The organism is Mesorhizobium sp. CNPSo 4661 (assembly GCF_057784215.1).
Genome location: NZ_JBWGIO010000007.1, coordinates 55,919 through 80,453, shown reverse-complemented (window position 1 = coordinate 80,453; position 24,535 = coordinate 55,919). Strand labels below are relative to the sequence as shown.

The window sequence follows — 24,535 nt, the reverse complement described above, 5'->3', positions numbered from 1 at the left end:
GAAGCGACGCGGCGCAGACCCGAGGATCCATGCCGTGACCTAGAAGCGCCGCGGCGGTCCAGCATTCTGCACCGTTGCACATTCCGGTCGATGCAACGGCATGGATTCTAGGGTCTGCGCCGCGTCGCTTCGCTCCTTGCTCCGCCCTAGAATGACGAGGTTGGGGAGCCTTCAGCTCATCGCCAGCGTTTGCGCTAATTACCCCAACGGACTTTGACAAACTTGCCCACGGATGGGCCAGCGCGCCTTTCAAAATCCTGCACAGAGTCCTGTCTTATCTGACGCGGTTTCGGCGGACCTCAGCCGCCGTTCGCCACCAGGGCGATGGCCGCGCGCAACTCGTCCAGCCCTGCGGCTTTCTCCGATGAGGTGGCCAGTACGACCGGAAACGCCGCTGGCCGCTTCTTGATCTTGGCCAGCGTTTCCTCGATCAGCCTCGGCACGCCGGCGGCCTTGATCTTGTCGGTCTTGGTCAGCACCACCTGGTAGGACACCGCCGCCTTGTCGAGCAGCGTCAGCACTTCCTCATCCTTGGCCTTGATGCCGTGGCGCGCGTCGATCAGCACATAGACGCGTTTGAGCGTCACGCGGCCCTGCAGATACTCGTAGATGAGTTTCGTCCACTCATCGACCTTGTCCTTCGGCGCGCTGGCATAGCCGTAGCCCGGCATGTCGACCAGCGCCATCGGCGGCAGGTCGGCGCCCTCGCCGGAAAAGCCGTCGGGCACGAAATAGTTGAGCTCCTGCGTGCGGCCCGGCGTGTTCGACGTGCGCGCCAGGCCCTTGTGCCCGACCAGCGCATTGATCAGCGACGACTTGCCGACATTGGAGCGGCCGGCAAAAGCGATCTCCGGCGGTCCTTCCGGCGGCAGGAACTTCATCGACGGCACGCCGCGGATGAAGATCCAGCCACGGGTGAACAGCTCCGGGCTTACCGCAGTTTCGTTCGGGGTCTTGTCCGACGCGTTCAAACCGCTGCCTCCAGCCTGGAAATATCGGCGCCGCGAATGGCATTGAGGTTGCGGCTGATCTTATCGACCGGCCAGTCCCACCAGGCCGCCTTGAGCAGCCGCCGCACCGTGAATTCGTCGAAGCGCATCTTCACCACCTTGGCCGCATTGCCGGCGACGATCGCATAAGGCGGCACGTCGTGCGTGACAACCGATTTCGCCGCCACGATGGCGCCGTCGCCCACCGTCACGCCCGGCATGATCACCGCATCCATGCCGATCCACACGTCATTTCCGATGATGGTATCGCCGCGGATCTCCTTCGACCACGTCTGCGGGTCGAAGCCTTCCTCCCAGCCATGGCCGAAGATATTGAACGGATAGGTCGAGAAGCCGGACATGGCGTGGTTGGCGCCGTTCATGATGAAGCGCGCGCCTTCGGCGATGGCGCAGAACTTGCCGATCACCAGCCGGTCGCCGATGAAGTCGTAGTGATGCAGCACGCATTTCTCGGCGAATTTATCGGGACCGTCGGGGTCGTCGTAATAGGTGAAATCGCCCACCTCGATGTTGGGCGACGTCACCAGCCCCTTCAGGAAGCCGACGCGCGGATGCATCGCGACAGGATGCTTGATGTTGGGATTGGGCCCGGTCATCGCCGTCCCTCCATGGTTCCATAGGCATGTTCTGGGCGCGGCCGGCACGCCCGCGCCCGATCAAACTAACGTGATCCTTCTATAGCACCAACCGTTCAATGGCCGCCGCGGCAGATCACGATCGGATTGGAAAGGGCGCTGTCGAAGCCGCTGCCCTGATAGACCTGGACGTTCGATGCCCCGGGCGGCAGCGAGAAGCTGCCCTCGACGATTTTCTGGTCGCCGGCCGTCGTGTGCAGCGCCCAGCTGAAGGTGCAGAACTGCGGCGGCGCCTTGGGTTGCACGTGGCTGCAGTTGAGCTGCGCGCCGCCCAGCATCGCCGCCCCGCCGCAACTCACCGCGTCCTTCGCGGCGGCCGGAAAAGCGTATCCCATGAGCAGCGCCAGCATGATGATCTTGAGCCGGTTCATCGTCTTGTCCTTGCTGCAAACCAGGCCGGTCCGGCCGGGTTGTGGCCTATGCGATATTTTTACCAAGCGCCTTAGTCGGTCTTGCGCTCGGCGTCCAGCCGGATTATGTGCATGATGATAATAAGCATGCTCATGAAAGTTTGTCCGCCGACTCCGAAGCCCTCCCTATGTCCAGTTCGCCCAATATCAGCTTCGTGCTGCACGATGTCGCGCGCCTTTTCAGGACACGCCTGATCAAATCCAATCTGCTCGAGGCCTGCACCCAGCCGGCCGTCGACCGGGAGAAAGTCCATGTCTGAAGGAACCTCACCCAGAAAGTCCGCCGACGGAGAAAATGCCGGCGAAAGAGCAAGCGACCAGGTCATCCGCCTGGACAGCCAGCGCGAGCAGAGGCGCGCCAATCCGCCTGTCGTCGAAGACGATGAGCTGGAAGCGCCCGTAGCGCCGGAGCCGGTAGCCGAGGCTCCCTCGGCCCAGCCGAAGCCGGCCGCCGTCACGGTGGCTGCGCCCGCTCCCGCCAGGCCGCGCCGCAGCCTGACGCGGCCGATCCTGTTTGCGCTGCTGCCGGTCGCGCTGGTCGCCGGCGGCTACTATTACGTCGTCGGCGGCCAGATCATGACCACCGACAACGCCTATATCCAGGCGCAGTCGCTCGGCGTTTCGACCGATGTCTCCGGCACCGTGCAGGAGATCGACGTGCAGGACAACCAGGCGGTGAAGAAGGGCGACGTGCTCTTCCGGCTGCGGCCTGCCTCCTTCGAAACCGCGCTTGCCGGCGCCAAGGCGCAGCTCGGCACGGTGCGCAACCAGGTGCTGACGCTGCAGGCGAGCTACCGGCAGTCGCTGGCATCGATCGACCAGGCGCAAGCGGACATTCCCTATTACGAGTCCGCCTTCCAGCGTCAGCAGGACCTGCTCAAGACCTCGACCGCCTCCAAGGCGACCTTCGACAGCGCCCAGCACGACCTCGTAGCGGCCCGCCAGAAGGTCACCGTCGCCAAGGCGCAGGCGCAGGCGATGCTCTCCCAGCTCGGCGGCGACGCCAGCCAGCCGGTCGAGCGGAATCCGTTTTATCTCCAGGCCCAGTCCGCGGTGGACGACGCGCAGCGCAACCTCAACGATTCCATCGTCAGGGCGCCGTTCGACGGCATCGTCACCAATGTCGACGCGCTGCAGGTCGGCAAGTACCTGCCGGCCTCGCAGCCAGCCTTCAGCCTGGTGTCGTCGACCGACATCTGGATTGCGGCCGAGCCCAAGGAAACCGAGCTCACCTATGTGCGTCCCGGCCAGACGGCGACGATCAGCATCGACGGCTATCCAGGCGAGGTCTGGCACGGCACCGTCGGCTCGATCAGCCCCGCTTCCTCGTCGAGCTTCTCGCTGCTGCCGGCGCAGAACACCAGCGGCAACTGGGTCAAGGTCGTGCAGCGCATCCCGATGCGGGTGACGATCGACGATCCCCAAGGCAAGCCGCCGCTGCGCGGCGGCATGAGCGCCGTCGTCAGCATCGACACAGGCCACGCCCGCGGCCTGCCGGACTTCATCGCCGACCTCTTCAAGCAATCCGGATCAAAGTCATGACAACGGCTTCCGCGACAGGCGCGCCCGTGGTCGCCAATCGCGGCGCCATCACAGCTTGCGTGATCCTGGCGGTCATCATGCAGGCGCTGGACACCACCATCGCCAATGTGGCGCTGCCCTATATCCAAGGCAGCGTCTCTGCGAGCGCCGACCAGATCAACTGGGTGCTCACCTCCTATATCGTCGCCGCCGCGGTGATGACGCCGCCGTCCGGCTATCTGGCCAACCGCTTCGGCCGCAAGCGCATCCTTTTGGTGGCGATCACCGGCTTCGTGGTCGCCTCGGTGCTGTGCGGCTTCGCCCAGTCGCTGCCGCAGATCGTCGGCTTCCGCCTGCTGCAGGGCCTGTTCGGCGCGGCGCTCGTGCCGCTGTCGCAGTCGATCCTGCTCGATATCTACAGCGTCGAGGAGCGCGGCTCGGCCATGGCGCTGTTCGGCGTCTCGGTCATGGTCGGTCCGGTGCTTGGCCCGGTCATCGGCGGCTGGCTGACCGAGAACGTCTCCTGGCGCTGGGTCTTCTACATCAACGTGCCGATCGGCGCGCTGGCCTTCGCCGGCGTCTCGATGTTCGTCCAGGAAACCAAGCTCGACTTGAAGGCCAGGTTGGACTGGCTGGGCTTCGGCATGCTCTCGATCGCCATCGCCTCGCTGCAGATGTTCCTCGACCGCGGCGAGCAGCTCAATTGGTTCTCATCGGCCGAGATCATCGTCGAGGCCCTGGTCTGCGCGTCGGCCTTCTACATCTTCATCGTCCACACCTTCACCGCGCGCGATACTTTCGTGAATCCACGGCTGTTCCTCGACCGCAACTTCGCCGTCGGCATGGTGTTCATCTTCATCATCGGCATCACCTATCTCGCCTCGCTGGCGCTGATGACGCCCTACCTGCAGACGCTGATGGGCTATCCGGTGGTGACGGCCGGCATCGTCATGGGGCCGCGCGGCCTCGGCACCATGGCCTGCATGTTCGTCGTCGGCCGGCTGGTCGGCAAGGTCGACACGCGCTGGCTGCTGTTCATCGGCCTGGCGATCACCGCCTGGGCGATGTACGACATGACCGGCTGGACGCCGGCTGTCTCGCAATGGACGATCATCAGCACCGGCTTCATCCAGGGCGCGGGCCTCGGTTTCCTGTTCGTGCCGCTCACCACCATCACCTTCGCCACGCTGGCGCCGGAGCGGCGCTCGGAAGGCACTGGTCTCTACAATCTGTCGCGCAACATCGGCTCCAGCGTCGGCATCTCGGTGGTCTCCGCGCTTCTGACGCAGAACCAGCAGATCAACCACGCCAACATCGCCGCCTATGTGACGCCCTACAACCCGGCCTTCAGCGATCCGGCGGTCTCGCAGGCGCTGAGCCCCTACACCGCCGCCGGCCGCGCCGCGCTCGACGGCCTGGTCACGCTGCAGGCGACGATCATCTCCTATGTCGACGACTTCAAGCTGATGATGATCCTGTCCTTGGCCGCCATCCCGCTGGTGCTTTTGCTGCGCAAGCCGGGCACGCCGGCCAAGGTCGATCACAGCGCCGTCATGGAATGAAGAACCGGGGTCCCGCCGCGGGACCCCGGCCTGCTGGACAGCCTCCCAAACACCGGCGTCATTGCGCCGGAAGCCATCCGGCCTTTTTGGGGAGGACCGGAATGATACGAGGCGAGCCGGCGCGGAGTTTCAGGAATTCCGAATAATTTCCTGAAAAGCATTCTCGCCCCAGTGCATCGAGGGCAATCACGTATGGGTTTATCGGCGGGTCAACGCAACGGCGTCATCCTCGGGCTTGTTCCAAGGATCCGCCGCGCACGCGGATATAACGTGACCAGCTCAGGGACGCCGGTAGATCCTCGGGACAAGCCCGAGGATGACGCCGATCAAGGCATGCCGGCTATCTGAACGCAGAAAGCCGCACGCGATCACCTTGCCCGAATGGCGCCGACGTTGGAGATTGGCCGAAATCCCCCGTGACGTCGTCATCCTCGGGCTTGACCCGAGGATCCATTCCGTGACCTCTGCCGCAGAGTGTGACGGTGCAGAATTCTGTAACCGTCGCAATGCCTTGGCGTAACGGCATGGATTCCAGGGTCTGCGCGCGTCGCTCCGTCCTGGCATGACGACCGGGGTGTAGGCCACGGCCAATCGCGAATGTTGGCGCTGTCTCGTTGGCATCTCCAACAAAAAACCCGGCCGAGGCCGGGTTTTTGGTTTGGAGCTCGCGGAGCCTTCTATTCCGCCGGCGATGGTTTCTTGCGGAATAGCGCCGCCAGATTGTCCCACAATTCGATCTTGGCGCCCTGGCGCTTCATGATCACGCCCTGCTGCAGGATCGACAGCGTGTTGTTCCAGGCCCAGTAGATGACGAGGCCGGCCGGGAAAGAACCCATCATGAAGGTGAAGATCACCGGCATCCAGGTGAAGATCGCCGCCTGCGTCGGGTCCGGCGGCGCCGGGTTCATGCGCATCTGCAGGAACATGGTGATGCCCATCACCACCGCCCAGGCGCCCATATGCGGCAGGAAGGCGGGCGCCGCGAACGGCAGCAGGCCGAACAGGTTGAAAATCGACGTCGGATCGGGCGCCGCAAGGTCGTGGATCCAGCCGAAGAATGGCGCATGCCGCATCTCGATGGTGATGTAGAGCACCTTGTAGAGCGAGAAGAAGACCGGGATCTGCAGCGCCACCGGCCAGCAGCCGGCGAGCGGATTGATCTTCTCGGTCTTGTAGAGCTCCATCATCGCCTGCTGCTGCTTCATCTTGTCGTCCGCGTATTTCTCGCGGATCTCGACCATCTTCGGCTGCACCTTCTTCATGTTCGCCATCGAAGCGTAGGATTTGTTGGCCAACGGGAAGAAGATCGCCTTGACGATGACGGTGGTGGCGAGGATCGCCAGGCCGAAATTGCCGAAGAATTTGTAGAGCGTGTCGATGAGCCAGAACATCGGCTTGGTGATGAAATAGAACCAGCCCCAGTCGATCATCAGGCTGAACTGGCGGATCTGCCGGTCCTTTTCATAGGCGTTGATGGTCGAGACTTCCTTCGCTCCGGCGAAGATTTCGGACTCGACCGTCGTCGACTGGCCGGGCGCGACGCTGATCGCGTCGGACAGGTAGTCGGACTGGTAGCTGTGGCTGTGCGGTCCGTCCTTGAACTCGAAATAGGAGAATTTCGGCTGGAAAGGCTGCTTTTCCGACGGGATGAGCGTCACGGCCCAGTATTTGTCGGTGATGCCGAGCCAGCCATTGGTCGACTTGCTGGGCGTGTATTCCTTGTCTTTCTCGATCTTGGCGTATTTGTATTCCTGCAGCCCTTCGCTGCCGGTGACGCCGATCAGGCCCTCATGCAGCACATAGGTGCTGGCGACGGCCGGCTTGTCGAAACGCGTGACGCGTCCGTAATTGTAAAGCGAGACGGCGGCCGTTCCCGAATTCTGCACCGTGTCGGAAACGGTGAACATGTACTCGTTGTCGATCGAGATGGTGCGCTTGAACGTCAGGCCCTTGTCGTTGGTGAAGGTCAGCGTCACCGGGCTCGACGGCGTCAGCGTCGAATTGCCGTCGACGCTCCACACCGTATCCGCGCCGGGAACAGTGCCGGTGGTGTCGTTGCCGACGAAGCCGATCTCGGCGAAATAGCCATTGGGCAGCGACGAGGGGTTGAGCAGCTCGATCTCGGGCGAGTTCTTGTCGACCGTCTCGGTGTAGTGCTTGAGCTTCAGGTCGTCGAGGCGCGCGCCGGTCAGGTTGATCGAGCCTTCGAGGCTCGGCGTGTCGATCTTGACGCGCTTGGTCGCGGCGATCGCCTGGTCGCGGCTGGCCGCCGTCACGGTATCGCCACCGGGCGCGCCGGGAACGCTGCCGGCGGTCGGCGCCGGCGTTCCGGCCGCGCCGGAATTGGCGCCGCCGCCCGCTTCCTTCTTCTGCGCCTCGACGCGCTGCTGCTCGATACGGGCCTGTTCGCGTTGCTGCTCCATGCGCGGGTTCATGTAGAACACCTGCCAGAGCGTCAGGATCAGCACCGACAGCGCGATGGTGATGAAGAAATTGCGGTTGTTTTCCATCGAAAGCCCTTGGCCTATCGTGTTCCGCGCAGCCGGCGGGAAAGCTCGGCCTTCAACTGGCCGAACGGAATGGCAAGCACGTCTTCACGCCCCACGATGACATAGTCGTTGCCGGGCGCCATGTCATCGGCGGCATGAACGCGCACAGCTTCCCTCAGCCGCCGCCGGACGCGGTTGCGCACCACGGCGTTGCCGACCTTCTTCGTGACGGTGTAGCCGACGCGCGGCGCGAGGTCGTCGCCGCGGTCGAGAACTTCAACGAGAAAAAGCCGTCCGCGGCGTTTCTCGCCGCCGCGCACAGCCAGGAATTCCGCGCGTTTCAGAAGCCGCCCGGGAGTTTTCCCCTTTGGCTTGCCGGTTGCGGGCAACGATCTCGTCTTTCGTTCAGGCGCTGAGCCGCTTGCGGCCGCGATTGCGGCGGGCGGCAACGACGCCACGGCCACCCTTGGTGGCCATGCGGGCACGGAAACCATGCCGGCGCTTACGGACGAGCTTGGACGGTTGGTAGGTACGCTTCATTTGTTTTAATACCGCGGGGTGCGGCCCTTCTTGATTCTGTCACTCTGTAACAGGAGCTTTGCCGGGCCGGCTTAGGCGCGATCGAAACCGCGCCGGGACGAATGGCCCGAGCGTGAGCGGCTTATAGAAAGAAGGTTTTTGGAAGTCAATCCGGGGTGCTCGCGAGGGCTTTTTTGCTGGTCCAAGGTTGAAATTGGCAAAAAAGCCGCAAATCGCATAATCTTGGCCGATCAAGCCTTTGTGAATGCGCGTCAATGACGAGTGAAACTCTGCCCACGAACGAGAAGGCAAGGCCGGCGGCGAATTCGACGCGGCGGGTGCCGCTGTCGCGCGGCCTGTCCACCAAGCTTCTCTTCCTCACCATCGCCTTCGTGCTTCTGGCTGAAATCCTGATCTTCCTGCCCTGGATCGCCAGCTACCGGGTCAACTGGCTGAAGGAGCGGCTGAGCACCGCCGCCGCCGTGTCGATCGTGCTCTTGCAGGGCGAGCCCAACTCGCTGTCGCACAATGCCCAGAACGACGTGCTGATGGCGATCGGCGCCAAGGCGATCGCCGTGCGCGACGGCGGGGTGTCGCGGCTGCTTGTCGTTTCCGACATGCCGCCCCAGGTCGACGAGCATATCGACATCGCCGATGTCGGCCTGGTCAACGGCATGACCGGCGCGCTCGACACGCTGTTCTTCGGCGGCAAGCACATGCTGCGCGTCTTCGGCCCGGTCGGCGACAGCGACAAGGAATTCGAGCTGATCATGCCGGACTACCGGCTGCGCGACGCCATGCTTCGATATTCGCGCAACGTCGCCGTCGTCTCGCTGCTGATTTCGCTGTTCACCGCCATGCTGGTTTACGCGGCGATCGACCTGATCATGATCGGGCCGATCCGCACCATGACGCGCTCGATCCTGGCCTTCTCCGAGGCGCCCGACGATCCCGGCCGCGTCATCCGGCCCGCCGACCGCGCCGACGAGATCGGGGTGGCTGAGCGCGAGCTGTCGCAGATGCAGGACCGGCTGCAGAAGATGCTGTCGGAACAGAAGCATCTCGCTGACCTCGGCCTGGCCGTCTCGAAGATCAACCACGACATGCGCAACATCCTGGCGTCCGCGCAACTGATGTCGGATCGCCTGCGCCAGGTGAAGGACCCGACCGTCCAGACCTTCGCGCCGAAGCTCTTGCGCGCCCTCGACCGCGCCGTCGCCTATTCCGAAGGTGTGCTTCACTATGGCCGCACGCAGGAGCCGGCGCCGTCGCGCCGCCGTGTGCGGCTGCGCCAGCTGGTCGACGACGTGCACGGCCTGCTCGACATCGAGGACGGCATCGAGTTCATAAACGGCGTCGAGACCGCCTTCGAGGTCGACGCCGATTCCGACCAGCTGTTCCGGGTGCTCACCAATCTGTGCCGCAACTCCGTGCAGGCGATGGCCGCCGATACCGAAAGCGCTGTGGTGCGCCGGCTGGCGGTCGCGGCCGAGCGCCACGGCAGCGTCAGCCGCATCATCGTCACCGACACCGGCCCCGGCCTGCCGCCCAAGGCGCGAGAGAATCTCTTCGCCGCTTTCCGCGGCTCGGCGCGCAGTGGCGGCACCGGGCTTGGCCTGGCGATCGCGCACGAGCTGATCCGCGCCCATGGCGGCACGGTAGAGCTCGTCGAATCGATCGGCGGCCGCACCGTCTTCGCCGTCACCATCCCCGACCAGCCGGTGCGGCTCGATCAGGCCCGCAACGGCCTGCGCCGTCCGGCCTGAGGCCACCACCCTTCGGCTGAGCCGCCTGTCGGCAGCGGCGCGCCTCGATCAGCACCGGCAAAACCACCTGCGACAAAACTTTTGCCGGATCGACTTGCTTTTCGCAAATTCAGTCGTTAGGGAACACTCCACATCGCGGCCGGCCGTCTCGACCGGATCGCGGGGCTTGTGTCACACACGGCCTGTTGCGCGCCCGTAGCTCAGCTGGATAGAGCACCAGACTACGAATCTGGGGGTCAGGAGTTCGAATCTCTTCGGGCGCGCCATTTCGGTACAGAACTGGGCACACCAAAACCTGCCGTTTTGCGCCTTCAAGCGTCTTCTTGGTCCAATATCCGCGTTGCCCGGGTGATTCGACGATACGATAGCCGATCGGCGGCAACGCCCCATTCCAGAAGCCCTGACAGGCGGACGATACGCCGGGCGCGCATCGCGCTAATGCATGTCGCGCAAAAGTGACCTCGGTTTTGCGGCAACGACATGCATCAAAACAAAGACTTAAAGCGTGTCGCCTGAATCCGTTTCAGCGCGACGCGCTTTTAGGGTGCGGTCTCGGCGCGCTTCCAGAATCCGCGCAGCATGGTGGCCACCTGCTCCGGCTCAACCCGGTGCGGGGGATCGAAATGATGCCGGTCGGGATAGGTTTCGATCGAAAAGTCGGGAAAGACCGTCGCAAGCCGGTCGGCCATCCGGGCGAAGTAGTCAGGGTTGCTCAGTCCGCCCAGCAAATACAGTACCGGACGCTGGAAAGCCCTGAGGCGGCGAAGATCGAGTTTCGCGCGGCTGAACGCTTTCGCCAAAGCGTTCAGCCCGTCTGGTCGCTTCGCCATCCAGGGTGGCGTCGGTCCCTCGGGGGATGGAGGCGGCGAGACGCCTTCCCTCAAGTGGGCCCGCACAAATCCAGCCATGAACTCGGGCGGCGGTAGCCCTTCGAGTTGGCGAAAGATCTGCCGTACCGCAAGCTCCTCGGCGCTCAGGCCTTCGTTACCAGCCCAAGCGGGCTCCATGAGAGTGAGGCTCGATACGCGCTCGGGATGGGCGCACACGAATGCCAGGCTCGCGGCGCCGCCGCCCGAATAGCCCACGAGATGGAATTTTTCGAAGCCGAGCCGGTCGGCATAGCGCGCTATTCCGTCGACCTCGACGTCAAGCGAATAGTCGCTCGGCGGTGCCGCTTCAGCATAGACCTCCAAGTCCTTGGCATGGGCGTCGACGTCATTGCCGAGCGCCGAAAGGAGTGCCGCATAGGCCGGCTGGGCCGGCAAGACTCCGCCAGGAAGGAGGATCGCCTTGTGAGACATCGTTCTTCTCGCACCGCGCCCGCGCCGAAGTCATTGCCTGGGTTTGCCTGGGCGCACGGATCTGACTTCTGGCTCTCTCATTTTGCGCGCCTTGCGGCTCGCCGACAAGGCCAGCCATCACGCCCCTTAGGGCGGTAATTTCATAGGGTTGTGGAGTGGACATAATTGTCGCTTTCGTCCCGTGAGGTGTCATTCCTACGCTACGGGCACGCCAAGCCTTCGCGGCAACCGGAAGCCGCACGGGGCAGAGGCCGGGAAGTTGACGGGCGACGCGGGCCTCGAGTTGCTGGCTGGTCCAAGCTTCGCGCGGGCCAGCCAGGTTTCGCCTTCCGGTTCAACAGGACAGCCCCGGCCGTTAGGCCGAGGTCGCGATCTCGGTCGCGAAGTTGCGATAGGAGTGTAGCGGGCGGCCCAGGACCTTGGTCAGACGCTCGACGTCGCCAACCTCCGGGATCATGCCGTCGCTGACATAGCGTTCGGCCATCAGGCGCATCTCGTAGGCCATCCACTTCGGCATGAAGGTCGCCAGGTTCTGCTCGAATCCGGTGGGGTCATCGCCGCCGTAGTTGACCGGGCGGCCCAGCACATCCGACCAGATCGCGGCCACGTCCGCACCCGTGAGCGTGTCGGGACCGACCAGGTTGATGGTTTCTATCGGCAGCTTGCCTGGCGCCTGCTCGCGACGGATCAGCTCGATCGCCGCGACCTCGGCGATGTCGCGGGCGTCGACCATGGCAACACCCTTGCTGCCGATCGGCATCGGATAGACGCCGTAGTTGAAGATGACGTCCTTGATCATGTGCTCATTGTCGATGAAGTAGGACGGACGCAGGATCGTGGCGCTGAAGCCCATCTGCTGGATCATTCGCTCGGCGCCTGACTTCACCGCGAAGTGCGGCACGTTGACGAAGCGATCGGCATGGATCACCGACAGATAGACGACCCGTTCGACGCCGGTTTCACGCGCGACGTTCAGCGTGATGATCGCTTGCGTGAATTCGTCGCTCGCGACCGCATTGAGCAGGAACAGCGTGCTGACGCCGGTGAATGCGCTGCGCAGCGAGTCGATGTCGAGCAGGTCGCCTTGCGCGACCTCCACACCAGCCGGGAAATCGGCCTTCGAGGCATCGCGGGTGAGCACGCGCACATTGGCGCCGCGCTTGACGAGTTGATCGACGACATGGCGGCCGACACGCCCGGTGGCGCCGGTAACAAGGATAGTCATGAGAGTCACTCCTGGTTGGGGTCGAAAGACACCCTGTAATTTATCGTTCCACATTCACCGCAGTAGGCGGTATATTTGGACAGGTCGTCTCACTGGTGGAACATATGGATCTGCTTGCTCTCGCCGATTTCAATCTCGTCGCCCGACACGGAGGGTTCGGGCGGGCCGCTCGCGCAACTGGGCGCCCAAAGGCGACCCTGTCCCGCCGGGTCACGGAACTTGAAGCCGCGCTCAACCTGCGTCTGCTGGAGCGCGGCGCGCGTGCGCTGAGACTCACCGAGGAGGGGCGTGCGCTCCATGAACGAACGGGGGCATTGCTTACCGAGCTCGAAGAGACGGCGGCGGCGATCGCCTCGGGCGGAGAAAAGCCGCGAGGCAGGTTGCGGATCAGCGCGCCCCTGCTTTTCTCCCAGACCGCGATGGGGAAGCTGGCCGCCGGGTTCGCCTTGAAGTATCCGGAGGTAAGGCTCGAGGTCACGACGGAAGACCGGGCCGTCGATATGATCGAGGAGGGATTTGATCTGGTGATCCGGGTCAATCCGGATCCGGATGACGGCCTGGTCGGGCGAATCTTTCTCCGTGACCGGCTGGTGGCCGTGGCAAGTCCCGACTTTGTCCGGCCGACCGCGGATCTCGCTGTGCCCGCTATTGTGCGCTCGGAAGGCGATCGGCTGGCATGGGACGTGAAGACGCCTACTGGCCTGTCGACAATTGTGATCAAGCCGGTTCTTGCCCTGTCATCGCTCCTCATGGTCCGTGATGCGGTCCGGGCGGGCGTTGGCGCCGGCCGTCTCCCCATATCGCTGGTGAGCAACGATCTGGCCGATGGCACCCTGGTCCACTGGGGAGATATCGACGGACCCGACATTGCCCTATGGACGCTTTACCCCTCCAGGCGCCTGCTGAGCGCTCGCGTATCGGCATTCCTCGATTATCTAAAACAGGCCTTTCCCAAGGGGACGCCGGATGAGCTGGCGGCCTATATCGGCGAATGAGCAGGAAAACCGCGATCGAAGCACCGCCGACGGCGTTCATGATTCCAAAAACCAATTGCAAAACAAAATCGGTCGACCTAACCTGAACCGATTGCATAACGCAATCAGATCGCGCACATGCCATTTGAGGAACAGGCGATGGCGAAGCTCGTGTTCGGAATGAATCAGTCGCTGGACGGCTATGTCGACCATACGAAGTTTGGGCCGAGCCCCACGCTCTTCCGCCACTTCATCGAGGAGACGCGGGGGCAGGCCGGCAGCATTTACGGTCGCCGCATGTATGAGATCATGCGCTACTGGGACGACGAGCATCCTGAATGGGATGCGGAGCGGCTAGCCTACGCGACGGCGTGGCGGAACCAACCGAAATGGGTCGTTTCGCGTTCGTTGCAGTCGGTCGGTCCCAACGCCACGCTTGTCGAGGGCGATCTCGCGGACGCGATCCGCAAGTTGAAGGCCGAGCGCGACGGCGAGATCGCAGTCGCCGGCCCGGATCTGGCGCGAAGCCTCACCGAACTGGGCTTGATCGATGAGTATCGGATCTACCTGCATCCCGTGGTGCTAGGTCACGGCAAGCCATATTTCGCAGGACCCCGGCCGCCGCTCCGCCTCGTGGCGCATGATCGGATCGACGAGGATGTGATCAGGTTGACTTACGTCCCCGCCTGATCTTGCGGCCCTTGGGTCGAAATCGCAGAGGAACAGGGGGCTTGGACCCCAAGCGGCGGGAAGGGCCATCTCGCAGCGAAACCCAATGGCATGGCGTCGATGATTCTCTCGTTGACATATATTCAATATAGATATATGTAGTATGCATATTAGTAAGGCGCGTATCAATGAACGAGACCGATTTCCTCAAGGACTACGACCCCGCCGCATTCCAGCGCCCGTCGGTGGCGGTCGACCTCGTTCTGCTGGGAATTCGCGATGGTCGGCCGACTGTGCTGCTCCTCAAGCGCGACCAGCACCCGCATGCTGGCCGCTGGGCGCTGCCGGGCGGCTTTATCGGCATCGATGAATCGCTCGATGCCGCGGCCGCGCGGGTTCTGCGCGAAAAGGCCTCCATGGCGCATGCGCATCTCGAACAGCTTTACACCTTCGGCGCGGTGGACCGCGATCCACGCATGCGCATCATCAGCGTCGCCTATCTTGCGCTGCTCACCGAGCAGGCCTTCGAAGCCGCGCTGAGCGCGATGCCCGCCTTGCTGCCGGCGGTGATCCAGGTGCCCTGGACCGGCGAGGTCGGCGGTCCTGTCGATGCGCTCTCGCCGGACAACGACAGGCTGACGCTCGCCTTCGACCATGCCGGCATCCTGGCGACGGCGATGCTCAGGCTGCGCGGCAAGCTCGATTATTCGGACGTCGCCTTCGCGCTGCTGCCCGAGCTCTTCACATTGCGGCAGCTGCAGGATGTGCACGAGGCCATTCTTGGCACGTCGCTCAACAAGCCGGCCTTCCGCCGGCGCCAGCTCGACAGAGGCTGGCTGGCGCCGACAGGCGCCTATGAATCGGGCGCCGCCTTCCGCCCGGCTGAGCTTTATCGTTTCCAGCCTTCCACGGCCGATTGAGGGAGAGACCACCATGGCCACCATTCGCAGTTTCGGCTTCATCGCCCAGCTTCGCAGCGAGGCAAGCAGCCACGTCATCCGCTACCGCAACGGCCGTGCCGTGCAGAGCGGCCGCGGCCTGGTCTTCTGGTTCGTGCCGGAGACAGCCAGCATTGCCGAGCTGCCGATGGACGACCGCGAGATGACCTTGTTCGTCAAGGGCCGTAGCCAGGATTTCCAGACCGTTGCCGTGCAAGGCACCATCGGCTGGCATGTCGTCCACCCGGCGCGGCTCGCCGAGCGGGTCGACTTCAGCATCGATCTTGGGAACGGCAAGCTGCGCGGCGAGCCGATCGAAAAGATCCAGGCGCGCATTGCCGGCATCGCCAACCAGGCGGTGCAGCAATATCTCGGCCAGGCGCCGGTGCGCGCGCTGCTCGATGCCGGCCCGGCGCCCTTGCGCGAGCGGCTGCAGGCGCTGGTCGCGGCCGATCCGGCGCTGACCGATATCGGCGTCGCCGCCGTCGCCGTGCGTCTCACCAATCTGACGCCGACCAGCGAGCTCGAGCGGGCGCTGCAGACGCCGACCTTCGAGGCCCTGCAGCAGAAGGCCGACGAGGCGACCTTCCAGCGCCGGGCGCTTGCGGTCGAGAAGGAGCGCGCCATCGCCGAGAACGAGCTGGCGAACAAGACCGAGCTGGCGCGGCGCGAGAAGCTGCTCATTGCCGAGGAGGCCGAGAATGCTCGCAACCGCGCTACCGGCGCGGCCGAAGCGCAGCAGATCGAGGCCGGCGCCGAGGCCGAGCGCATCCGCACCATCGAGAGCGCCAAGGCCGAGACCGAAAGGCAGCATATCGCCATCTATCGCGACCGGCCGCCCGCGATCCTGCTCGGCCTTGCCGCCCAGCAGCTCGCCGGCAAGCTGGACAAGATAGAGCACGTCAATGTCACGCCCGACCTGCTTGCCACGGTGCTCGGCGAATTCCGCAAAGGCCCGGCGGTGATCGAGCAGCGCTGAGGGGGTAACAATGGCCGCGAACCGTCCCCGCGCGGTGTTCGTGACGCGCGAGACCGACTACGAGCTTCTGATCGCGCATCACGCGACGCGCGGTCAGGCCCGCTTCTTCCTCGAGACGCGCGGCCAGCGGCTGGAAGACGTCGAGGCCCGGCACGACCGCTTCCACACGGTGTTGGGCTCCGCCCGCGCAGCGGTGCCGGCCGACTGGCGCCAGACCCTGGTGAGCCGCGCCGATCTCAACCGCTTCCTGTTCGCGCCCGACGATGTCGTTGTCGCCGTTGGGCAGGACGGGCTGGTCGCCAACGTCGCCAAATATCTGAACGCCCAGCCGGTGTTGGGGGTCAATCCGGCGCCGGATCTCTATGACGGCGTCCTGGTGCGGATCGGCGTCGACAGGCTGGCCAGGCTGCTTGTCGCCAGCACGGCCGGCGATGTCGACATGGAATCGCGCACGATGGTCCAGGCCGAACTGGGTGAGGGCGAGACGCTTCTCGCGCTCAACGAAATCTTCGTCGGCCACCGCAGCCACCAGTCGGCCCGCTACCGCATCGAGGCGGAAGGCGCGGCGGAGGACCATTCCTCCAGCGGCCTCATCGTCGCCTCCGGCACCGGCGCGACCGGCTGGGCGCGAATCATGGAAGCCACGCATCTGGAACTGTCGCTCGGCCGCGAGGAGCACGCGGTCGGCTTCTGGGTGCGCGAGCCGTTCCCCAGCATCGCCACCGCCACGAAATTGCGGGCCGGCAAGATCACCGAAAAACCGCTCTTCATCACCTCGCGCATGAATGATGGCGGCGTCATTTTCGCCGACGGCATCGAGCAGGACTTCATCGCCTTCGACTGGGGCAGGCAGGTGCGGCTTTCGCCGGCGTCAAGGGTGCTGCGCCTGGTCGTCGACCGGTAACCGCGGGGCGACGGCTCAGGCAGAATTCGGCACTCTCATGCCGTATAGGCCAGCGCCAGAATTCTCGCGGAGACGGAAAAGCGCACCGTCAGACGACGGCCGAATGACGTGACTGCTTCGCCCGATTTGAAATCGACGGCGATGTCTTCAAAGCCAAGCACCAGACCGTCGAGCGGAAACGATGCCTTGTAGGCGGCTTCCTTCGCCGCGAACAGTATGCGGCCACCTATGTCCGAATCGAGGTCGCCCAGGCGATCTTGCGGCGTGATCACGATGGGTCGTAGGTCGGTCGGCAATGGCAAGACAGGCTCGATGTCCACGCCGACGCTTCTCATCGCATCTATTCGCGCGACGACCGCCACGGCCAGTTCGTCGTCATGCGCGATTGAACCGACGACATCTGCCGGCCAAACCGGGTCTCCCATCCGGCCTCTCGTTACGGCGAGATCCGCCCACCCCAGACGCTGCAGCAATTCATGTGCGATCTTGCGGCCCGCCCCACTGGCGTCGCGCGCCCTGTGTTCGCGCGTGGCGATGGAAGCGCGCTCGGCTGGAAGAAGAAATTGTTCGTCTCCGACCTGAATGCGGCGGCAGCCGGTCAGCAGGCCGGGTGGAGCAACGCCGATCAGCGCCCGATCCAGGGCAGTCTCGATCGCTTGGGGAGAGCTGTCCGGCCGGGTGTGCAACGCTTTATCGGCTCAATTCGAGCGCGGCGATCATCTCGTCGTCCTCGTCCAACCCCTGCTCGATGAAACCGAAGCTTGCATAGAGGCGACGCGCCGCCTCGTTTTCTGGCTCATAGCAGATCGAAACGCGGCTTATGTGGCTAAGGCGCGCAATCTCTTCCAGTACCTTGGCGACAGCGGCGCGGCCGAAGCCTTTGCCCTGTTCGCGGCGGTCGATCATGAAACGATAGATGATCGCCTCGTCATCGTCTTCGGGCGCGCTGTACATCAGGAATCCGACGACGCGCCCTGCTGCGACCACGGCGCGAGGGACGGCCTCGTCATCCTGGCGAGCCTCGGCCAGCGATTCTGCGTTGGAGGCGACGAAGCTTTGTTGGTCGGGCGCGAGCTTCAGCGCCAGGATCGCCGCACGGTTGCCCTTGCCGACTGGCTCCAGGGCAACCGGCTGGTCACTCATGCCGGCGGCGCGCGTCACGGGGCATGCCCGATTTCCATCGCGCGGGCATCGATCGGCGTCACCACGCCATAGAGCTTCGCCGGATTGCCGCGCCAGACCGTGTTCGGCTCGAGCACCTCGCCCTTCATGACGAAGCAGTCGACGTCGGCCACGGATCCCTCGCCCATCACCACCGCGTAGTGGACGAAAGAGGAAGGCGCCAGCGTGCAGCCATTGCCAATACGGATGTAGTCGGACTTGAACGCGCCTTCCTCCAGCGAGTGCGGCTGGATCACGCAGCCCTCGTTCAGCGTTACATCGTCGCCGATCTCCACCAGCGAGCGCTCGGTTATGATGCAGCCGCCGTCATAGAGGCGAAGCCCGACCTTCACGCCCAGCATGCGCAGGATGATCGGCCGGAACGGCGTGCCGGTGAACAGGCCCATGATCGGAGAATCGGACAGCTTCCAGTGCCGCTCATGCCGCCAGAAGACCGGGTCGTAGATCGTGGCCATCCTTGGCTTCAGCCGGCTGAAGCCGAGGCTGGCGCGCTCGAGGAAGATGTAGAATGGGAGACCGATCGCGGTCGTCAGCATCACCGCAACGAACAGCGCCGTCGCCCCCCATTCGGTATAGTAGTTGAGCGCCCGGTCCCAGATGGCGAGCGTCAGGAAGAGGATCAGCCACTGCGCGGCCACGAACATCAGCGCTGTGACGAGATTGTGCAGGTTCTTCAGCGGCAGGCGGCGGTTGCGCTCCTTGTCGGAGATCAATCCGAGAAGCTCCTTGTCGCGATTGACCATGCGCGGAATTTCGAAGGGTGGGGAGCCGAGAAGCCCGACATTCTCGCGCATCGGTCCGTCCACCGGAACGTGCACCTTGGTGCCGAGAAGGCAGTTGTCGCCGGCGCGCGAATCCGGCGAATAGACGATGTTGTTGCCGAAGAAGTTGCGTTCGCCGACCCGCGTGTGCTCGAGGCGGAAAGAATTGGCCGACTTTTGCATGTTGACCATGAACAGTCCGTCGGACACCATCGTGTGCGAGCCGATCTCGCTCAGTTGCGGGTTTTCGTGCCGCTGGTTGGTGCCGAAATTCGACCCGGTCTGGTCCACCTTGTTCAGCTTCCAGCCGATGGCGCGCAGATAGTAGACGACGGCCGAGCTGTCGCCGAACAGCACGTTGAGCAGCCGCACATTGCTGACCAGCTCCAACATCGTCTGCAGCCAGTAGTGGAAGCCGTAGAGCGAATAGTTCCGGCCGGGCTTCAGCACGAGGTTGAACAGCCGCGGCACGATCGCCGCCAGGAGCACGCCGCCGATGATGAAGCCGACCACCGTGACCGTCGTGCCAATCGCCACGATGCCGATGGTCTCGTCATAGTCGTCGCCGACATTTTCCCAGTAGCTGTGGAACAGAAGCGGGAATGGCGTGACGATGGCGAACAGGATGAAGAGCTGGATCGTCTCGTAGATGACGCGGCGCGCCCGCGACAGCGGCACGTTGGGGACGGTGCAATAATTCGCTTCGGTCGGGATCGCCGGCGATCCGTGCCAGCGCTCGCCGGCCGGGATCGACTGCCCGCGATGCAGCGACGAGGCATGGCCGAGCTGGGAGCCGTCGCCCATGCGGGTGTCGATGTCGAGCGTCGATCCGACACCGACGAAAGCGTTGTTGCCGATGTCGACGGGGCCGGTATGGATGTAGCCCGCCTGCGCGCGGAAACCGAGGATCGTCGAATCCTTGCGCAGGATCGAGTTGTCGCCGATGGCAATCAGGTCGGTGCAGACCGGAACGGCCCGGCACTCGACGACCGCACGGCTCCCGAGCCGCGCGCCGAGCAGGCGCAGATAGAGACTGTAAAGCGGACTGCCGCGGAACAGCACCACCGGGGCGCTGCGCACCAGTGTCTTGACGATCCAGAAGCGGTAGTAGCGCCAGCCCCAGATCGGAAAGGATTCGGCCTTCCAGCGGCCGACCAGCAGCCATTTGGCGACGATGGCGAAGCCGCTCAACCCGAAGAACACGCCGGCGGACAGAAGAACGCAGCGCAGATAGAGAGACGCCGGGTCGTCCAGGGCGTCATAGACCCAGCTGAGGCCGTCATTGATCGCCCACAGCGCGAGATAGCTGTAGGCCGCATAGAACAGCAATTGGCCGAACCCCGTTGCCCAGATGGCAAGATTGGAGGCCCGATGCGTCAGCATGGGCTCGCTCGCGACAACCGCGGCCATCTGCGGCGCCCGCAGGTAGTCGGCGAGCTTCGCCACCGTCGGGTGCAGGTAGATGTCGCGCATCGAAGTCGTCGACCAGGCCTTGCGCGAGCGGATGCGCGCGCAGAACCTGGCCATCAACAGCGAGTTCGCGCCGAGATCGTCGAAGAAGTGATCCTCGATCGAGATATCGTCGAACTTCAGCACATCCTGCAGCGTATCGACGAGGAACTTCTCGTCGTCGTTGCGCGGGTCGATCATCGCATGACCGGCGGCAACGCGGGCGCTCGTCGGCTTGGGCAGCTTCCGCAAATCGACCTTGTTGGAAACGGTCATCGGGATTGCAGGCAGCTGTTCCAGATAGGCCGGAACCATGTAGTCGGGCAGCCGCCGCTTGAGCTCCTGCACCAACACGGTGCGGTCCACGCCGTCGCCGCCGCTCTTGGGGGCATAATAACCGACCAGCTCGGTGCGCTCGGGCTCGATCTCCCATGTCGTGACCGCCGCCTGCGCGATACCCGGCTGATCCAGAAGCACGGCTTCGATCTCGCCCAGCTCGATGCGGTAGCCGCGGATCTTCACCTGCGTGTCGATGCGGCCGTGATATTCGATATCACCATTGTCGTTGATGCGGCCAAGGTCGCCGGTCCGATAGATGCGGCCGCTGGGATTGTTCGGCAGGCCGATGAAATCCTCGATGAACCGCTGTTCGGTGAGTTCCGGCCGGTTGAGGTAGCCGACCGCGACGCCCATGCCGCCGATGCAGACCTCGCCCAACTGGTCGCCGGTCAGCACCTCCGGCTTTTCGGGATCGAGAATGGCGATCGAATAGGTGGGCAGTGGCTTGCCGATGGTCACCGGCTCGTCGGGGGTCAGCAAGGCCATCGTCGCCGTGACCGTCGCCTCGGTTGGTCCGTAGGTATTGAGAATCTTGCGGCCCGGCTTTGCCCAGCGGGTGACGAGCTTCTGCGAGCAGGCTTCGCCGCCGACCAGGATCGCGCGCAGGCTTGGCGCATCGCTCTCGATCGATGACAGCAGCGTCGGGCTGCAGGCCATGCAGGTGATGTTATGCTCGCGCAGGAAGCTCGCCAGTTCCTCGCCGACCAGCGGTTGCTGGCCCGGCGCCGGCACGACTGTAGCGCCGGCGGCGAATGGCACCCAGATCTCCTCCGAGGAGAAATCGAAGGCGATCGTCATGCCCTGGTACACGCGGTCACCCGGCTGGTAGCCATAGGAGGCGGCGGCGACGCGGATGAAGTTGCAGAAACTCTGATGCGTGATGACCACGCCCTTCGGCTTGCCCGTGGTGCCCGAGGTATAGAGGATGTAGCAGGTCTGGTCCTGGCTGCCGTCCGGCAAGGGTGCCGTTTCCGGATGCAGCGCGATCTCGGACTCGGCCGAATCGATCGAGATATGCGGAACGGGCAGGCGCGCCACGCGCGCCGCATAGCCCGAGACGCTAATCACCATCGTGACGTTGGCGTCCTCGATGATCATCACCATGCGATCTTCCGGAAACGCCGTGGCCAGGGGCACGAATGCCGCTCCGGCCTTCATCACGGCAAGCACGGCGATATAGGTTTCGGCGGAGCGGTCGAGCAAGAGGCCGATCCGGTCGCCCGGCTTCACGCCGCGCTCGATCAAGAGATGCGCGAACTGGTTGGCGCGGTTGTTCATCTCGCGATAGGACCAGGCACGGCCGTCGGAAATGACTGCGGTCGCGGCGTCGAAGCGGCTCGCCAGGTCGCCGAAGAAACGGTCGAGCCTCTCGTTCGGCTCACCCTTGTGAATGAAATCGGGGCCGACAAGAACCTGGTCGTGCGCCGGGGAGTTCGCTGCTGCTTTGGCGGTGCGAGAGCTTTGCCTGGCGGGCTTGCTTGCTTCATTGAGAGACATTGGAGATTCCCGCGAGCTCGTATTCGCTCGCACTATGCCGCCATCGGCGAAAAGACAATAAGCTGTGATATTGGGCCAGTTGATCCGCCTTTGCGGCCGAATTGAGATGCGGTGCGCTTTGATGTCGTCGCCCGAAAGTGCGCGGCGATTTCTGGCAGACGACATGCATCATGGGTCGCCGCCAGTGCGACACTTCAGAGCCAAGGAGGGTTCCACGACGCTCTCTGCTCAGCCCTTGGCGGTGCCCGCCTTCCCATTCGCCCCATCGAGCAGCGCGATCAATCCCTTGAGGATGTCGATCGGCGGAGGCGGGCAGCCTGGGATGTGCAGGTCGACCGGCACCACGTCGGACACGCCGCCCACGACGGCGTAGCTGCCGGCGAAGCAGCCGCCGTCCTTGGCGCAGCCGCCGAGCGCCACCACCCATTTCGGGTTGGGCGTTGCGTCGAATGTCCGCTTCAGCGCCTCGCGCATGTTTTTCGTCACTGGCCCGGTGACCAGAAGCACATCGGCATGGCGCGGCGAGGCGACGAAGCGGAAACCGAAGCGCTCGATGTCGTAGAAGGCGTTATTGAGCGCGTGCATCTCGAGCTCGCAGCCATTGCAGGAGCCGGCGTCGACCGCGCGGATCGACAGGCTCCGGCCGAGCCGCTTGCGGGCAAGTCCGTCGAGCGCGCGCGCCAGCTCGTCGACGGCAGCATTGCTCGCTTGCGGCGGACGCTCGGTCAAGGGCGGGCGGATCAGGCTTTCAAAGAGCAGTTTTCGCATGGCGGTGTGCCTTGGCCCGGTTTGGAGCAGTTCAGCGTCTGATAGAATCGCCGACCTGCTCCAACTCTTTGTTTTCGCGCAATTCCGGACGGAAAACCGCTGCGCACTTTTCCTGGAATTGCTCTAGAGATCATGGCCGGAATAGGAGCAGTTGAACGATTTGTTGCAGATCGGGAAGTCGGCGACGATGTTGCCTTCGATCGCCGCTTCCAAGAGCGGCCACTGGAACCATGAAGGGTCGCGCAGGTGGCAGCGCTCGATCGAGCCGTCCTCGCCGATGCGCAGCCAGACCAGTATGTCGCCGCGAAACCCTTCGACCAGCGCCATGCCCTCGCCCGGCCCTTCCGGCGCAGCGATATCGACGCGGATCGGACCGGCGGGCAGCCGCCCGAGGATCTGTTCGACCAGCGACAGGCTCTGCTCGACCTCCCGCACGCGGATCCAGACGCGCGCGTTGACGTCGCCTTCCTGGAGGACCGGCACGTCGAAGGTGAGTTCGTCATAAGGCGCGTAGCTCGGGGCGCGGCGCGCATCGAAATCGCGGCCCGACGCCCGCCCGACATAGCCGCCGGCGGCATATTGCCGGGCAAGCTCGACCTTGAGCCGGCCGGTCGCCACCGTGCGGTCCTGCAGCGAGGCCGTGTTGTCGTAGAGTTCCACCAGATGCGGGAAGCGCCGCCTGATCTCCGCGACAAGCGATCGGATGGCGCTGGTCCCCGCCTCGCTCAGATCGCTTGCCGTGCCGCCGGGCAGGATGCGGTCGCGCATCAGGCGATGGCCAAAGGCCGCGTCGGCGGCGCGCAGGACGCGCTCGCGCAGCACGCCGCAATGCGCGTGCATGATCGCGAAGGCGGCATCGTTGCAGATGGCGCCGATGTCGCCGAGATGATTGGCAAGGCGCTCCAGTTCGGCCATCAGCGCCCGCAGCCAGATTGCGCGCGCGGGAACCTCGATCCCGAGCGCGGCTTCGACGGCGCGGGCAAAGGCCAGCGAATAGGCGATCGTGCTGTCGCCCGACGTCCTGCCCGCGAGTTTTGCGGCGCGGTCGATCGGCGCGCCGGCCATCAGGCCTTCGATGCCCTTGTGCACATAGCCCAGCCGCTCTTCCAGCCGCACCACCGTCTCGCCGCCGGCCGTGAAACGGAAATGCCCCGGCTCGATGATGCCGGCATGCACCGGCCCGACCGCGATCTGATGCAGGCTTTCGCCCTCCGCCGCCAGGAACCGGTAGGAGGCGGCGGCCGCCGGCCCGCCAGGCCGCGCGGCCAGCGGATGCGAGACGCCCCATTGGCCATGGTCGAGCCAGCGGCGGGTGTCGGGAAGGCCTTGCGGCGCCAGTCCGAACAGGTCCGCGGCGGCGCGCTCCAGCCGCAGGGCCGGCGGATGGTATTGGCCGACCGACGGGTAGCGGCCGCCGCGGCACTCCAGGCTGATGACGCCGATGTCGAGCGCGTCGTCGAGAAGCGCCATGTGCACCTTTTCCGGCTCCCCCCACAGGTCGAGCAGGCTCCAGCGGCCGCCGGCGAGCTGCTCGACGGCGATATTCCAGGCCTTCGGGGCCACCACGGCGCGCCGCCAGGGGGCGTGACGCTCGATCCGGCGGCCGGCTTCGATGAGATCGGCGAGCGCGGGCATGT

At 64.4% G+C, this 24,535-nt stretch carries 22 protein-coding genes and 1 tRNA gene; 10 read left to right on the top strand and 13 right to left on the bottom strand.

The features are described from left to right. Positions 1-299: 299 nt before the first annotated feature. From yihA to AC0YKC_RS12020, 3 genes are all read right to left on the bottom strand, one after another. Positions 300-971: a ribosome biogenesis GTP-binding protein YihA/YsxC gene (gene yihA / locus AC0YKC_RS12030; RefSeq protein ID WP_430699223.1), complete on the bottom strand. Its 672-nt coding sequence runs from the start codon at positions 969-971 to the stop codon at positions 300-302. After that, positions 968-1,606 carry a CatB-related O-acetyltransferase gene (locus tag AC0YKC_RS12025; RefSeq protein WP_488511187.1) on the bottom strand — a complete coding sequence of 213 codons (639 nt, stop codon included), beginning with the start codon at positions 1,604-1,606 and terminating at the stop codon, positions 968-970. Before AC0YKC_RS12025 ends, yihA begins: the two co-directional genes overlap by 4 nt. 95 nt (positions 1,607-1,701) lie before the next feature. Continuing rightward, a complete protein-coding gene (locus AC0YKC_RS12020; protein ID WP_320293931.1) occupies positions 1,702-2,016 on the bottom strand; it encodes a hypothetical protein in 315 nt (104 codons plus the stop codon). Positions 2,017-2,183: 167 nt separating this feature from the next. Between AC0YKC_RS12020 and AC0YKC_RS12015 the strand changes: the two genes are divergently transcribed. Genes AC0YKC_RS12015 through AC0YKC_RS12005 form a run of 3 tightly spaced genes read left to right on the top strand, consistent with a single transcriptional unit; the run spans position 2,184 to position 5,138 of the window. After that, positions 2,184-2,315, top strand: coding sequence for a hypothetical protein (locus tag AC0YKC_RS12015; RefSeq protein ID WP_320327827.1), 132 nt, complete (start codon positions 2,184-2,186; stop codon positions 2,313-2,315). Beyond that, the gene (locus AC0YKC_RS12010; protein WP_488511186.1) at positions 2,308-3,597 is read left to right on the top strand and encodes an HlyD family secretion protein; all 1,290 of its coding nucleotides are present in this window, start codon (positions 2,308-2,310) and stop codon (positions 3,595-3,597) included. Before AC0YKC_RS12015 ends, AC0YKC_RS12010 begins: the two co-directional genes overlap by 8 nt. Continuing rightward, positions 3,594-5,138: a DHA2 family efflux MFS transporter permease subunit gene (locus tag AC0YKC_RS12005; RefSeq protein ID WP_488511185.1), complete on the top strand. Its 1,545-nt coding sequence runs from the start codon at positions 3,594-3,596 to the stop codon at positions 5,136-5,138. Before AC0YKC_RS12010 ends, AC0YKC_RS12005 begins: the two co-directional genes overlap by 4 nt. Before the next feature lie 677 nt (positions 5,139-5,815). Here AC0YKC_RS12005 and yidC read toward each other — a convergent pair. The 3 genes from yidC to rpmH are packed head-to-tail and all read right to left on the bottom strand — an operon-like array spanning position 5,816 to position 8,167. Then, positions 5,816-7,648, bottom strand: coding sequence for a membrane protein insertase YidC (yidC, locus tag AC0YKC_RS12000; RefSeq protein WP_434724736.1), 1,833 nt, complete (start codon positions 7,646-7,648; stop codon positions 5,816-5,818). Between the two features lie 14 nt (positions 7,649-7,662). Beyond that, positions 7,663-8,016, bottom strand: a complete 354-nt coding sequence (rnpA, locus tag AC0YKC_RS11995) for a ribonuclease P protein component (RefSeq protein WP_140708569.1) — start codon at positions 8,014-8,016, stop codon at positions 7,663-7,665. A 16-nt stretch (positions 8,017-8,032) separates the two neighbouring features. Further along, the gene (gene rpmH / locus AC0YKC_RS11990) at positions 8,033-8,167 is read right to left on the bottom strand and encodes a 50S ribosomal protein L34 (RefSeq protein WP_008833937.1); all 135 of its coding nucleotides are present in this window, start codon (positions 8,165-8,167) and stop codon (positions 8,033-8,035) included. 254 nt (positions 8,168-8,421) lie between these two features. On the opposite strand from rpmH, the gene AC0YKC_RS11985 reads away from it, so the two are divergent. Next, complete coding sequence (locus tag AC0YKC_RS11985; RefSeq protein ID WP_320293937.1) at positions 8,422-9,912, top strand: HAMP domain-containing sensor histidine kinase; 1,491 nt, start codon at positions 8,422-8,424, stop codon at positions 9,910-9,912. Between the two features lie 189 nt (positions 9,913-10,101). Then, positions 10,102-10,178 (top strand) — tRNA-Arg (locus AC0YKC_RS11980). A 273-nt stretch (positions 10,179-10,451) separates the two neighbouring features. Here AC0YKC_RS11980 and AC0YKC_RS11975 read toward each other — a convergent pair. Together AC0YKC_RS11975 and AC0YKC_RS11970 are read right to left on the bottom strand one after the other, a co-directional pair. Continuing rightward, complete coding sequence (locus tag AC0YKC_RS11975) at positions 10,452-11,213, bottom strand: alpha/beta fold hydrolase (protein WP_488511184.1); 762 nt, start codon at positions 11,211-11,213, stop codon at positions 10,452-10,454. Between the two features lie 355 nt (positions 11,214-11,568). Beyond that, positions 11,569-12,438, bottom strand: coding sequence for an SDR family oxidoreductase (locus tag AC0YKC_RS11970; protein WP_434724742.1), 870 nt, complete (start codon positions 12,436-12,438; stop codon positions 11,569-11,571). 104 nt (positions 12,439-12,542) lie between these two features. On the opposite strand from AC0YKC_RS11970, the gene AC0YKC_RS11965 reads away from it, so the two are divergent. The 5 genes from AC0YKC_RS11965 (at position 12,543) to AC0YKC_RS11945 (ending at position 16,902) form a co-directional block, all read left to right on the top strand. Further along, entirely contained in the window at positions 12,543-13,433 is an 891-nt protein-coding gene (locus AC0YKC_RS11965; protein WP_488511182.1) for a LysR family transcriptional regulator, read from the top strand. A 138-nt stretch (positions 13,434-13,571) separates the two neighbouring features. Beyond that, positions 13,572-14,102, top strand: coding sequence for a dihydrofolate reductase family protein (locus AC0YKC_RS11960; RefSeq protein ID WP_488511181.1), 531 nt, complete (start codon positions 13,572-13,574; stop codon positions 14,100-14,102). Positions 14,103-14,269: 167 nt separating this feature from the next. Further along, positions 14,270-15,001 carry an NUDIX hydrolase gene (locus AC0YKC_RS11955; protein ID WP_488511180.1) on the top strand — a complete coding sequence of 244 codons (732 nt, stop codon included), beginning with the start codon at positions 14,270-14,272 and terminating at the stop codon, positions 14,999-15,001. 13 nt (positions 15,002-15,014) lie between these two features. Next, complete coding sequence (locus AC0YKC_RS11950; protein ID WP_488511179.1) at positions 15,015-15,998, top strand: SPFH domain-containing protein; 984 nt, start codon at positions 15,015-15,017, stop codon at positions 15,996-15,998. Between the two features lie 10 nt (positions 15,999-16,008). Further along, positions 16,009-16,902 carry a diacylglycerol kinase catalytic domain-containing protein gene (locus AC0YKC_RS11945; protein WP_488511178.1) on the top strand — a complete coding sequence of 298 codons (894 nt, stop codon included), beginning with the start codon at positions 16,009-16,011 and terminating at the stop codon, positions 16,900-16,902. Between the two features lie 35 nt (positions 16,903-16,937). On the opposite strand, the gene AC0YKC_RS11940 is transcribed toward AC0YKC_RS11945, so the two are convergent. The 5 genes from AC0YKC_RS11940 to AC0YKC_RS11920 form a co-directional block, all read right to left on the bottom strand. Next, positions 16,938-17,588: a 4'-phosphopantetheinyl transferase family protein gene (locus AC0YKC_RS11940; RefSeq protein ID WP_488511177.1), complete on the bottom strand. Its 651-nt coding sequence runs from the start codon at positions 17,586-17,588 to the stop codon at positions 16,938-16,940. 4 nt (positions 17,589-17,592) lie between these two features. Then, positions 17,593-18,063: a GNAT family N-acetyltransferase gene (locus AC0YKC_RS11935; protein ID WP_488511176.1), complete on the bottom strand. Its 471-nt coding sequence runs from the start codon at positions 18,061-18,063 to the stop codon at positions 17,593-17,595. After that, entirely contained in the window at positions 18,060-22,130 is a 4,071-nt protein-coding gene (locus AC0YKC_RS11930) for a Pls/PosA family non-ribosomal peptide synthetase (RefSeq protein ID WP_488511175.1), read from the bottom strand. Before AC0YKC_RS11930 ends, AC0YKC_RS11935 begins: the two co-directional genes overlap by 4 nt. Positions 22,131-22,358: 228 nt before the next feature. After that, positions 22,359-22,898: an NADH-quinone oxidoreductase subunit B family protein gene (locus tag AC0YKC_RS11925; protein ID WP_320293948.1), complete on the bottom strand. Its 540-nt coding sequence runs from the start codon at positions 22,896-22,898 to the stop codon at positions 22,359-22,361. 123 nt (positions 22,899-23,021) lie between these two features. Next, on the bottom strand, positions 23,022-24,533 hold the full coding sequence (locus AC0YKC_RS11920) for a hydrogenase large subunit (protein WP_488511323.1): 1,512 nt from the start codon (positions 24,531-24,533) through the stop codon (positions 23,022-23,024). Positions 24,534-24,535 lie beyond the last annotated feature (2 nt).